At 55.4% G+C, this 12,259-nt stretch carries 6 protein-coding genes; 3 read left to right on the top strand and 3 right to left on the bottom strand.

What is annotated here, in order from left to right; all coding sequences use genetic code 11:
* The first annotated feature begins 1 nt into the window (after position 1).
* The 3 genes from PQQ52_RS11030 to PQQ52_RS11020 all read left to right on the top strand — a co-directional run bounded on the left by PQQ52_RS11030 (position 2) and on the right by PQQ52_RS11020 (position 7,944).
* Positions 2 to 2,809: an FkbM family methyltransferase gene (locus PQQ52_RS11030; RefSeq protein WP_408210386.1), complete on the top strand. Its 2,808-nt coding sequence runs from the start codon at positions 2 to 4 to the stop codon at positions 2,807 to 2,809.
* Positions 2,810 to 2,813: 4 nt separating this feature from the next.
* The gene (locus tag PQQ52_RS11025) at positions 2,814 to 6,128 is read left to right on the top strand and encodes a glycosyltransferase family 4 protein (protein ID WP_408210383.1); all 3,315 of its coding nucleotides are present in this window, start codon (positions 2,814 to 2,816) and stop codon (positions 6,126 to 6,128) included.
* Between the two features lie 214 nt (positions 6,129 to 6,342).
* Positions 6,343 to 7,944 carry a Wzt carbohydrate-binding domain-containing protein gene (locus tag PQQ52_RS11020; RefSeq protein ID WP_408210380.1) on the top strand — a complete coding sequence of 534 codons (1,602 nt, stop codon included), beginning with the start codon at positions 6,343 to 6,345 and terminating at the stop codon, positions 7,942 to 7,944.
* A 169-nt stretch (positions 7,945 to 8,113) separates the two neighbouring features.
* Here the strand turns inward: PQQ52_RS11020 and gmd are convergent, their stop codons facing one another.
* The 3 genes from gmd to cysC all read right to left on the bottom strand — a co-directional run bounded on the left by gmd (position 8,114) and on the right by cysC (position 11,874).
* Positions 8,114 to 9,148 carry a GDP-mannose 4,6-dehydratase gene (gmd, locus tag PQQ52_RS11015; RefSeq protein WP_408210377.1) on the bottom strand — a complete coding sequence of 345 codons (1,035 nt, stop codon included), beginning with the start codon at positions 9,146 to 9,148 and terminating at the stop codon, positions 8,114 to 8,116.
* A 358-nt stretch (positions 9,149 to 9,506) separates the two neighbouring features.
* A complete protein-coding gene (locus PQQ52_RS11010) occupies positions 9,507 to 10,673 on the bottom strand; it encodes a polysaccharide biosynthesis/export family protein (protein WP_408210374.1) in 1,167 nt (388 codons plus the stop codon).
* A 562-nt stretch (positions 10,674 to 11,235) separates the two neighbouring features.
* A complete protein-coding gene (cysC, locus tag PQQ52_RS11005; protein WP_408210371.1) occupies positions 11,236 to 11,874 on the bottom strand; it encodes an adenylyl-sulfate kinase in 639 nt (212 codons plus the stop codon).
* Positions 11,875 to 12,259: the final 385 nt, after the last annotated feature.

Genomic DNA, 12,259 nt, shown 5'->3' with positions numbered 1-12,259 from the left:
AATGGGCATCACTTCATACGCTCAAAATTTTGAGGACATCCTGCTATGGCGCAGCTTGGGACACATCGTTCCCGCGGGCTGTTACATAGACGTCGGCGCGCATCACCCGGTCCAGGATTCGGTCAGCCAGCTTTTTTACGAACACGGGTGGCGCGGTATACACGTCGAGCCAACTGCGGATTGTGCGAATCTTTTACGGATAGCTCGCCCCGACGAGACGATCATCCAGGCGCTCGTTGCTGAACGCACGGGCCACTCCGCTTTTCACGAAATACCCGGTACCGGTCTGTCAACCGCACGCCGTGACATCGCGGACGAGCACAACAAGAAACACGGCTATCCCGTGCGCACTGAACTTGTGCCTGCTGTCACACTCGACACGCTTCTTGATCTCGCGCCTCAGGAAAACATCCATTGGTTAAAGATCGATGTCGAGGGATTCGAGCTTGAAGTGCTGTCCGGCTGGCAAAAATCGCGCCGCCGTCCATGGGTGATCGTCGTCGAGGCAACGTACCCTAACACGCAGATCGACATGTCCGACGCCTGGCAAACGCTTGTTTTGGAAAAAGGTTACAAGCTGGTCTACAAAGATGGACTCAATCGCTTCTACCTGAGTCAGGAACACCCGGAACTAGAGGACCATTTCGCGTTTCCGCCGAATATCTTTGACGACTTTCAGCTTAGCGACAACCCACATTGGCTCACCCGCTCCGTTAAGCAAACTCACAATGAGCAGCTTACGAGAAATACGGAGGAAAAGGCTGCCGTAGAGGGACAGCTCCGGGAGGCGAGCGCGGCCATCGAGCAACTTCGGGCAAAAGCACAGGTGCTGGAGCGAGATTTCGATATTCAAACCGCGGAGCGTAGTGCGACGGCCCAACAACAGGCTGAAGCACACCGTCACGCGGTACTCGAACTCGAAGGCCATCACCACATCAGGCTGGTCGAAGCACGCGAACAGACGCGCGAAGCCGAACAGCGACTGGTAGCAATGCAGTTGGACGTCGAGCGCAGGCTGGGCATGGCGCAGAGTCGCGAGCGCGTCCTCTCCTCGCTTGTCGAGAGCAAAACTTCAGAGCTCCGTCGCAAAGAGACGGAACTGCTCCAGGCCGCGCTCGAACGCGAGCATCGGCATGCCGAGGCGTCGCGTGCAGTCCTAGCGCACCAGTCGACACTTGAACAGGAGCTTGCCGACGCGACCAACTTGGTTAGTTCTCTGCAGTCCGACATCAGGCACGAGCAACATCTGCGCCACGAACAGACCACATTGCTCGAAGTGCAGATCGGCACCGCAACAAATCTTATCGACTCGCTGCAGAGCGACCTAAAGTATCAGCAGGATCAGCTGACCGTACTGGCTCGCCGTAGTCTGCGAGAAGCCCGGCTTGCCGCGCACTCTCACACAACGCAACTGCGCGAGCTAGAAAGCGCGCAGACCGAGCGACTTCTGGTCATGCGCCGAGAGTTTGACATGCGGGAGACTCGCCTAAGCGAACGCCAGTTAGCCGGGATCGAGCGACTGCACGACGAGCAGCGTGCGCGAGAAGATGCGCTTCGGGAACAGCATCTGTCGCGTGAAGGTGAACTCCAGCAGAAGCTGCATGGAGAGATAACGAGTCTCAAGGAAAGATTCGATCAGGAGAAGTCCAATTTCGAGCAACGGATCACGACGCTGCAAAGTCACAATGCGACAATCCAGGCAGCAGGACAAAATCTGAACGCGGAGCTAGAGCATTATCGGCAATGCACACGTAATCTTGCGGCCGAAGTTAGTATCCTGAAACACAGCTGGTACGGGCGCTTCATCTGGCGCCTGCGGCCGCTTGCCCGTGTCCTCTCCGCGGCGCAATCCATTCCTCCGCTCGATGCGACGCACCCCGTGCCGTCGTACAGCCCAATCGTTTCCCTTGCAATCGCAAATGCGCCGCAGGTCGCTCCAGGCGAAATCGATGCATCACGCGAAGCCCTCGCCCATGTACCTGAACAGACTGCCTCGTCCGGGTCTCCACCAAAACGAACCAAAATGAAGCTCGGCGAACTCCTTTCCCTTTCTGATGAAGCCTTCATACGCGCCACTTTCCGCACCGTTCTCGGTCGCGAGGCCGACCAGACGGGAATTGACTACTACCTGAACCGTCTTAGCGCCGGTTACAGCAAGACTCATGTTCTCAAAGACATTGTCCGTTCTGACGAGGCAAAGGCACGTGCCGGCTACGCTGAGTTGATCACATTGCCGGATGAGATCTTTGTCGATGCCGTTTATCAGCGCATTCTGGGGCGTCCGGCTGACCCGGAAGGTAAGCGGCATTACGTCGAATTGCTGAGTCGCTCAGGCAACCGAGTGCGTGTAGTCGAGGACATCCAGAAATCCGCCGAGGCATCGAAGTCCGACACCTCTGTCCTCCCATTCGAACAGGAACTGGCGGCATACCTGCAAGACGCGAAGCGCGACCAGCGATGGTGGAAGCGTGGTGCACGGCTCGAAAGGAAACTCGACGGGTTGGAGCGTCAAATCCAGGCTATTTCCACTGATAGCCTTGCCAGTGTCGAGCATCAAATCCGGGCGCTCGCGGGCCATATCAATCAATTGTCGACCGGCCTGGCCGTCATGCAGCAGAGTATTCAGTCAATGGGGGCGACAAGCGAGACGCCCATCGAGGCTCGTGCAATCCCCAACGTAGAGGAAATCGAGGAAGGACAGCTAAACCCTCGTCGTCCTGCGGTTCGCGAACTGGATGCCGAGATTGAGCAAAAGTTGCCTTCGCGTGCTCGCGCGATCTTTCTAAAATTAAGAAACCAAGGGGCTTGATTCGATGCGAATCGTCATTGACATGCAGGGGTTGCAAACCCGATCATCCGGACAGCGCGGCGTAGGCCGGTATACGGAAAATCTTGTCAAGCACATGATCATGGAAGCCGCGCCTGAGCATGAAATTTATCTGGCACTCAACGGCTCTTTCGCGGAGTCCATTGATTCGATCCGTGCGAAATTCCTCGACATCCTGCCCCGAGAAAATATCGTCGTCTGGCAAAATTTCTTCAATGCTGCAGCAAGGTCAGGCCAGCACGAGGCGTTGAGCCATGCCGGGTGCGTGATTCGCGAAGTGTTCTTAAACTCGTTTAAACCAGACATTATCTTTTCGACAAACCTTCAGGAAGGTCTCGACGAGTCGGCATCGACGAGTGTCCACAAGCTGTCTTTCCCAACACTCTATTGCAGCACGCTGCACGACCTCGTCCCTTTCTATTACGAAGACCGCTATCTCTCCGATCCAGAAATCCGTAAGTGGTACACGGAAAAGATCGAATATGCGAAGGCAAGCGATCTGATCATTGCGGATTCTCACGCGACGAAGACGGACGTTCTCGAAAAACTGGGCATTCCCGCCTCAAAGGTCTTCACGATTGAGCTTGGCTACGACTCGGCCGTGTTCAATACCATCCCGCTGACCGACGAAGAAAAGGCTTCCATAACCGACAAGTATGCGCTGAAACGCCCATTTATCTTTTACGTTGGTGGAAATGATTCCCACAAGAACGTAGAACGTTTCATTACAGCCTATTCGCAATTGCCCGCAGGCTTGCGCAACTCGGTGGACATCGTCATTGGGGGTAGCGCGTTTCCGAAGAATCAGCGATTCATCAATCTGCTTGAGCAACTCGGCGTCGCGGATCAAACGCGCCTAACGGGATTCATTGCCGACGAAGATTTGCCGAAGCTCTACAAGCTCTGCAAGATGTTTGTTTTTCCGTCAACCCATGAGGGTTTCGGATTACCCGCACTCGAGGCAATGGCATGTGGCACGGCTGTAATTGGATCCGGCACGTCCAGCATTCGAGAAGTCATCAACTTCGAGCCGGCAATGTTCGATCCATATAATATCGACAACATCCGGAGCAAGCTCGAAGAAGTCTTGAGCGACACCGATCTTCTTAGCGAAATCCTGGCGAACGGTCCTGTACAGGCGAGTCGTTACTCTTGGGCACGGTCGGCGCGCGAACTGTGGCATGTATTCGAAAACGTGAGCGGAGCGGTCAGGACCAAAGGATACCGGTTCGACGATCCCGTGCAGCACGTAGTTGATGCTCTCGCCGAGCATACAGGATTGATAGGTGACTATGCCCTTGCTGACATTGCGCGCTCGATATCAGAGACTTTCCCTGTTCCCCGCCGCCACAGAATCTATCTGGACATAAGCTCGATCTCTGCGCACGACTATAAGTCGGGTATTCAGCGAGTCGTCCGAGCCATTGCTGCGGAATTGCTGAAAAATCAGCCAGAACAGTTCACCGTCGAACTGGTCTACACCTCGACCAGCGATACTCGTTTCTACGCTGCTAATGACTACGCCCGTCGTGTATTCAACGCGAAGGTGTCACCATATGATGAAGAAGTAGAGTTCATCGCCGGGGATATCCTGATTTATCTGGACCTGCATCCTAGCGTCGCAATCGCACATCGTGAACGCAACGCGTATCTGCGGAATAAAGGAGTCTCGGTTTATCACGTCGTCTACGACATCCTGCCAATCCTGGAACCAGAATCTTTCTGGCCGGAGTTGTGCCGCGAGTTTCGTTTGTGGGCAGATGCAGTGAGCGTCGCGAGCGGTGCACTATGCATCTCCCGATCGGTGGCCAATGAACTGAAGGAGTATCTGTCCATTTTTGGACAGAAACGCCCCACTCCGTTCAAAATCGGCTATTTCCATCTAGGTGCGGACATCGAGAATTCGGCGCCGACCCACGGTCTCGATGAGGACGCTGAGTCGGTACTTCACTCGCTCGACGCGCGGCCGACTTTTCTCATGGTTGGGACCATCGAGCCACGCAAAGGTGGACGGCAGACGCTCGCGGCCTTCGAGTTGCTCTGGAAGCAGAGAAAGGATGTCAACCTGGTCTTCGTCGGCCGGGAAGGCTGGGGCATGCGTGATTTCGCAGACCGACTCAGGTCTCACCCCGAAGACGGCAAGCGCTTGTTCTGGTTACAGGGAATTAGCGACGAGTATCTCAGCAAGATTTACGAATCCAGCGATTGCCTGATTGCCGCATCCGAGGGAGAAGGATTCGGCCTGCCACTGATCGAAGCAGCGCAGCACAAACTGCCAATCATCGCCCGCGATATTCCTGTATTCGAAGAAGTCGCGAGCGAATACGCCTTCTACTTCGAAAACAATAAGGATCCGAAGACGCTAGCCGATGCGGTCAACAGATGGCTCGCGCTCCAAGCGTCTGGGCAGCACCCGCGTGCCGAGCAGATGCATTGGCTCACATGGCGCGAAAGCGCGGACCGACTCGTCCACATCATCCAGAACAACGATTGGGAACACTCAATCGACTGCCACGGATATCTTTACGAGGGATTAAAGCAGACCCACCGAAGCGAGCGACTTGAATGGTTCGGTTTCTCCGAGGCCGAGGCCAACTTCCGCTGGAGTAGCACCTCGTCGCCGCGCATCCGCTTCCTATGGGGCGGCAATAGCGAAGGCACGCTCAACGTTAAATGCACGCCGCTCGGTAAGCAACGCGTTACGATCTACCTGAACGGAAAGAAGGTCTGGTCCGGCGTCCTTTCTGGTTCAAAGACCGATATCTTCTGCTCGATGAGTGGCCTCACGTCCGGCACAAATGAAATCCGTTTTGAATTGCCCGACGCACAAAGGCCCGGAGGTGCCGATGAGCGCTTGCTGGCGATCGCCGTTCACGCATTCGAAATCGACCAGATGCTACCGCAATTAAGTGGCAACTCTGTCTACGATCATTCCAGCAAGGCGATTATCTGGGACGGCTTTTCGGGCGCGGAAACGGAATTCCGCTGGACCGAGCAGCCACTCGCCCGTCTTGTCTTTAATTGGGCACGAAAGGACCGTAAGAAGCAGCTCAAGATCTGGTGCAAAACCCTCGGGACACAGCGGATCACAGCTGTGTTGAACGAGCGCGAGATATTCTCCCAAGAACTGTCCGGCGACGACCTTGAGATTTCTGCCGAGGCTGGTGAAATCAAGGACGGGTTTAATACATTGAGCCTGTTGCTGCCCGACGCCAAACGGCCCAGTGAGACAGACCCAAGAACGCTCGCGATAGCTGTCAAGAACATTGCGTTCGTCGACGGATCCCGGAAGCTTCACTGAAACGCGACGATGCGGCTACCCGCGTGGGTGCCGCACGCCATTCGAAACGAAGAACCTTGTCGGGGAGTCAAGGCAATCTCGTACGGCGACGCAAGTCATGTGCGCTGATTTTCACATGCCTGCTGCAAGCAGACACCTCGAAGAAGGCATCACGTAGTACCGGTATCAAGAAGTGCGCCGGATTATTCCAAGCATGCAGGAAAGACCAATAATCATGAACAGACCGCGAGGGTTTCCCGGCCGTGTCATTTTCGACCATTTGCCCAAGACGGCGGGTCAGGCGATCAATGCATGGCTCGTGTCGGCACTTGGCTCGGGTTGTGCCGCGACGAGCCTCAACGCCGGTCATCGTGAGCTAATTAGCCGCCTTGGCGGTGAGTACTCGCTGATTTCTGCGCACGTGACATTCCAAGGCGAGGGGCTCGATCCTCGCTATCAGTACGCCACCTTCATGCGCGAACCTATCGATCGGGCGATCAGTTGGCTTTTCTTCGTGCAACAGAATCACAGCGCAAATGACCTGGCGGAACTCTGGCACGATGTAGTGGAATTTATCGAATCTGACGGCCAATCAAGCGCAGAGAGACTCGGACAGATTGTGAATCCGTACATGTTCCACTTCGGCTCGATCTATCCGACACCTGCCTCCAGCGGCGCAGAGGAACTTTCCAAAGCACTTGCTGCCCTGGAAAGCTTCGATGTTTGGGGCATCTACGAAGCCATGCCAGATTTTCTCGGTGACTTTGCGGCACTGCTTGGAGTGCCGGCACCCGAAAAAATTGCTAAGGTCAATGTTACTCGAGAGCGCCCCAGTGCGGGCCGCGCGTCAACAAGGCTCAGGCAGCGTCTCGAGGAACTCAACTCGCTCGACCTCGAGTTCTATGAGATCGTCCGCAGTCGCTATGCGCAAGACCGTAAACGCTGGCAACGACCGGCTGTTCAGGTTCCTGGTTGGACGCCAATCGACCGCCCGGTGGCTCAGTCCTTCAACGAGCCAGCGTTCGCGCTCATCTCGGCTACGCTAGAGGGCGAGCAAAATTGCAAATCCGGCAGCACACTTTCGTTCCTCGTTGAATTTTCACTCTCGGTGGATGTACCCGAACTCGAGATAGGCATTCATATATTCGATAGTGCACGACGCTGGGCGTTTGGCACCAATACGACGATGCTCGAGCGCAAGGTAATTTCTGTTGCCCCAGGTACCTACCAGGTAAGATACGCGTGCGTTGCCGACCTGCCCGATGGCGAGTACACGGCAGGTTTTGCGTTTGCCGAAAAGCTTGCTGCTGGGGTACGCGAATTGGCATGGTATGACGAGCTTGTCCGTTTTCATGTTAATCGCGAACGCGTAATACCCTCAATTGGTTACGCCGAGCTCTCCACAGCAATGGACTGTTACCGCGTTTCGGACCGACCAGCCGGGCCAGTCACGGATGCAAAAGGCACACTGCAGGCGCCAGCCGCGCCACACAATTTGACCGTCGGCGCGACGTATCAGTTGGCCGTAATTCTGAGCAACAAGTCGCGCCAGGACTGGGTCAGCCTTCACGCCAATCCGATTAACCTGTCCTATCGCTGGCTGGACGAAGAAGGGAAAAGCCCGGTCGATGACGGTCTACGCACCGCGCTACCAAGCGGTAGGTTGCCCTACGATCAGAGTGTCACGACATCGATGGCAATTCGGGCGCCGGAACAGCCCGGGCGTTATGAGCTTTACGCACTGCCCGTGCAGGAAATGGTGTGCTGGTTTGACAATTGCGGCTTTGGTCCGCTGCGGCTTTCCATTAATGTCCAGGCGGCTACGGGACAACCGTAGACTCGTACGTCGAGCGGGGCCGTTGCTTTTCTTTTCTGCGGCCGCGCTCAATAGCCTATCCTGAACAACTCGCTTTGCTCTATGTCATTCCCGCGCGCCATCAGACCCAGAAGGGAGATGACGCGCTGTGAAGCCGTCAATACCAGTAATTAGGATTACCGGTATTGGGTCAAAACGAGAAACCAATTTCGTTTCGACGAATGTCTGCTTCAACCATCATCTGGCAAAGCTGCTCGAGCGTAGTGCGCGGCTCCCAACCAAGTTCCGTTCGCGCCTTGTGCGGATCGCCGATTAGCAGTTCGACTTCTGCAGGCCGGTAGAACTTAGGGTTGATCTTCACGATCGTCTTGCCAGACGCGACGTCGATACCGATTTCTTTCTCGTCCTTGCCTTCCCACTGGATTTCGAATCCTGCCGCTCTTCCTGCCATCGTGACGAAATCGCGGACTGTTTCTGTGCGGTTGGTGGCGAGCACGTAGGTATCCGCCTTATGCGACTGGAGCATTCGCCACATTCCCTCGACGTACTCTTTCGCATAACCCCAGTCGCGCTTGGCATCAAGGTTGCCGAGTTCGAGCGTGTCGAGGTTGCCAATGCGAATCTTCGCGATGCTGTCAGTGATCTTGCGCGTGACAAACTCTCGCCCGCGTAGCGGTGACTCGTGGTTGAAGAGAATCCCGCTGCTGGCAAAGATGTTATAGCTCTCGCGGTAGTTCACTGTCATCCAGTGTGCGTAGAGCTTCGCCACACCATACGGACTACGGGGATAGAAAGGCGTGCTTTCAATCTGCGGGACCGCTTGAACCTTGCCGAACATCTCCGAAGTGCTCGCCTGATAGAAGCGGATCTCGGGGTTGACGATACGAATCGCTTCAAGGAGATTCAATGCCCCAATTCCCGTGATTTGCGCAGTCGTGCCCGGCTGGTCGAACGACACGCCGACAAAGCTCTGCGCAGCGAGGTTATATACCTCAGTAGCCTTAGTACTTTGCAGAAGGCGTACGCTCGACCCCATGTCCGTAAGATCGTATTCAACAAGGTGCAGGTTCGGGTGCTTCGCTACGCCAACCTCTTCCATGCGCCAAAAGTTGACAGAGCTTGTTCGACGATAGGTTCCATATACCGTATACCCTTTACCGAGCAAAAGCTCGGCAAGATACGCTCCGTCCTGCCCCGTAATACCCGTAATTATTGCAACGCTCATTATTTGTGCCTCAATTCAAACAAGATAGAACTGACCGTGCATTAGTAGCTACGATCTTGGAACATGCAACTTTCCGTTGCTTAACCCGCTGTTTGTATAGCTTAATGATTGCAAAGGCCGCCGCCCCCTGTCGAGACAGCGTAATTGCGGCCGGGAGATGTACATACCCGGCCGAATTTTCGCTCCGCACCTGCGAACCAAGAACTCGCAGAGACCGTTATGCCCTCACGGTGCTGCCGCGTCTTCTATCGGATAGTGATCCGATCATTAGCAAACTCCGGATCTCAGCCCTAAAGCGAAAGACTGGGAATAGGATTTGCGTTATTAAATCTGGACTTTTATCGCTGAACCGAGACAATTACTTAAACGTCTGAACCCCAGTAATCACCGGATACGCCACCGAGAACACCACATTCAAGAACTTCTGCACTTCGGCGATCGGCGCATTCGACACATACAGCAGATCCTTGTTATCCATCATGAAGCTCTGCGCGACGAAGAACGAGTTCGGGTCACGCAGGTTCACGCGATAAACAACCGGCACCTTACCGTCGGCGGTCGTACGCACAGGCGTATTCGGCCAAGGCAATGCCTTCGCATCTTCAAGACGGAAAATGAACACGCCCTGCGCATCCGAGCGGGAATCTTCCAGACCACCTGAACGAGCCAAAGCCTGTGCAAGCGTGATCCCCTGCGCTTCGAAATTGATTTCCTGATTCTTGCCGGTCGCGCCAAGCGACGTAAAGCTGAACGGCTGGAACAGCGCTGTCACAACATCACCAGCATGCAGCGGCACGTTCTGATGCGGATCGCGAATGACCGTTTCGAGCGGCAGCGAAGCCACCGTGTCACCACGCGTCACCTGAATCGTGATCTTGTCGACGGGCTGCTTTACACCGCCAGCTACAGCCAGTGCATCAAGAAGCCGCTCGCCGCGCGCGGTCAACGGCATCCGGTTGCTACTGGCCACATCACCAACAATCGTGACATACGAGGTCGCGTTACGCGAGAGCTTCACCAGAACCTGCGGATCGTGGGCAATATTCTTAAGACGGGCAGCAATCTCACGCTGCAATTCAGTCGGCGTGCGCCCCACCGCTTTTAATTCACCCGCAAAAGGCACGTTGATTTTGCCGCTGCCGTCGATCGTCTGATCGGGCAGCACAGTCACGCGCGCATTGCTGGTGCCGGCCTTCGAGTCCAATTGCGCGGCGCCAAACAGCGTGGCAGGTGGCGCCTCCCAAATCGACACTTCGATTGTGTCGCCCACGCCAAGCTGCTGCTGGAACGTAGTGCTATTGCCCAAAGTCGCGGAAAAGTCGCCAACGGTACGCTCGGCGAACAGCTTGCGCGCGACATCATCCGTTACGTCGACGATCTGGATGCCCGCCGGATTGGCAGGGGCTGCAGCGCGGCTTATCTGTGAGCTGCTAGGCCCAGACGTGGGGATACTTGAGCAACCGCTAAACGAAAGCGCGCCAAAGACAACCGCGGTAAAAATAACACCAGGAGACAGACGCGACATTTATTGCAGGATTTAGTAAGGAATTTAAGTTCGCGCGAATTGTCTCATGCTGTTGGGTGAAATAGCACGGTGTGAAAAAAAATCCACACTTCAGGCGCTAAAAATCTCATCGCAAGCGCACTGATCTGCGCCTCACTTCAGCCGCAAGCTACGTGATTGCACATCAAACAGGGACTGGGGAAGCTCAAGCCCCAACCAGGCAAGCAACTTGACATGCGAGCATCGCGGAAAAATCAGGATTTAAAGAAATATCCTTGCTAACGGCAAACGTTTGCATAGCCAGCATTGCGATGAAGACCATCTAATCAGCTTGTGTGCATGTCAATTTATTACCGACCATTTAACGAGCCAATACCATTCCTTACATAAAGTTCTGGTACGTGCTCACATCGCAGCCTCAGTGAAAGCCACGTTACGCGGCTGCCTGGAGGCGCGCCCGATAAGCAATGGCTTCCCGCATTCCGCGCGTCCGCACTGCATTAAGCGACGCGACGCCGCCTCGTTTTCGATGGACTGCGCACCGCAACTGACACGTCAGGCAAAAAAGCGGCGGGGGTGTGAGTTATGCGTCGAGTCGCTGCACGGGCGCCCCGCCGGCATCAGCGTCGAACGAACCCGCCACGAGGAGAATCCGCTGCAGCGCCTCTTGCAGACTAAGCTCAGCCGTATTCAACCGTATTTCCGGATTAATCGGCGCCTCATAAGGCGAATCAATTCCGGTGAATTTCGGCAGCAAACCTTCTCGCGCCTTTTTATAGAGGCCCTTGACGTCCCGCGCCTCGACAACCTCAAACGGCGCATCCACATGCACCTCGAGGAACTGCCCGGCGCCGAACAATGCTCTGGCCGCGTCCCGATCCGCCCGGAACGGGGAAATGAACGAAGCAATAACGATGATGCCCGCATCGACCATCAGTCGAGCCACTTCAGCGGCTCGCCGGATACTTTCGTGGCGACTGGCATCGGAGAAGTCGAGGTCATTATTCAAACCCAGCCGCAGATTGTCGCCATCGAGAATGTACGTGCGAAGACCACGGGCCTGCAATTCTTTATCTAGCGCGCCTGCCAACGTTGACTTGCCGGCGCCAGACATGCCGGTAAACCAGACGACCAGCGGTCGCTGCTGCTTGATCGACGCGCAACTGCTCCCTGCAATCGGGGCCGCCGACGGAACCACGGGGTCGATGTAACTTGTTTCCATCACTCTCAGATATTTATGTATTAACCGCTATCCGGCGCGCATATCGCAGACGCAAACTCCATCCAATCGTCGCGCCGAATCAAACCGCCCATGCATCGGCGAGCTCACACTTAAGTGCAGAGCACAGCCGGCGCAAGACACGCCAAACTGCTTACACTCGAGCCGCCTGTTCTCTTTACCATCTAGTTAGCACACCGCCGCCCAAGATCTACTTCTCGCGAAGGTGTCGTTGCATGTCGGGAAAAATCGTCCCTGCCCGCCGCTGGACGCGGCACTGAAAGCCGGAGTTGTTTGTTGGTACCGGGAAGCAACCCACAACACAACGTAGCCGACTAACGGCTTACCACGGTGTTACAAAACGTCGACGCAAATTCTCTCACGCACT

The organism is Paraburkholderia sediminicola (genome assembly GCF_046030555.1).
Lineage (GTDB): Bacteria > Pseudomonadota > Gammaproteobacteria > Burkholderiales > Burkholderiaceae > Paraburkholderia > Paraburkholderia sediminicola_E.
This window is presented reverse-complemented; position numbering and strand designations above follow the sequence as displayed.

Bases quoted from the DNA above. Each gene is read 5' to 3' on its own strand.
- PQQ52_RS11030 (WP_408210386.1), top strand. From the start codon at position 2: ATGGGCATCACTTCATACGCTCAAAATTTTGAGGACATCCTGCTATGG.
- PQQ52_RS11025 (WP_408210383.1), top strand. From the start codon at position 2,814: ATGCGAATCGTCATTGACATGCAGGGGTTGCAAACCCGATCATCCGGA.
- PQQ52_RS11020 (WP_408210380.1), top strand. From the start codon at position 6,343: ATGAACAGACCGCGAGGGTTTCCCGGCCGTGTCATTTTCGACCATTTG.
- gmd (WP_408210377.1), bottom strand. From the start codon at position 9,148: ATGAGCGTTGCAATAATTACGGGTATTACGGGGCAGGACGGAGCGTAT.
- PQQ52_RS11010 (WP_408210374.1), bottom strand. From the start codon at position 10,673: ATGTCGCGTCTGTCTCCTGGTGTTATTTTTACCGCGGTTGTCTTTGGC.
- cysC (WP_408210371.1), bottom strand. From the start codon at position 11,874: ATGGAAACAAGTTACATCGACCCCGTGGTTCCGTCGGCGGCCCCGATT.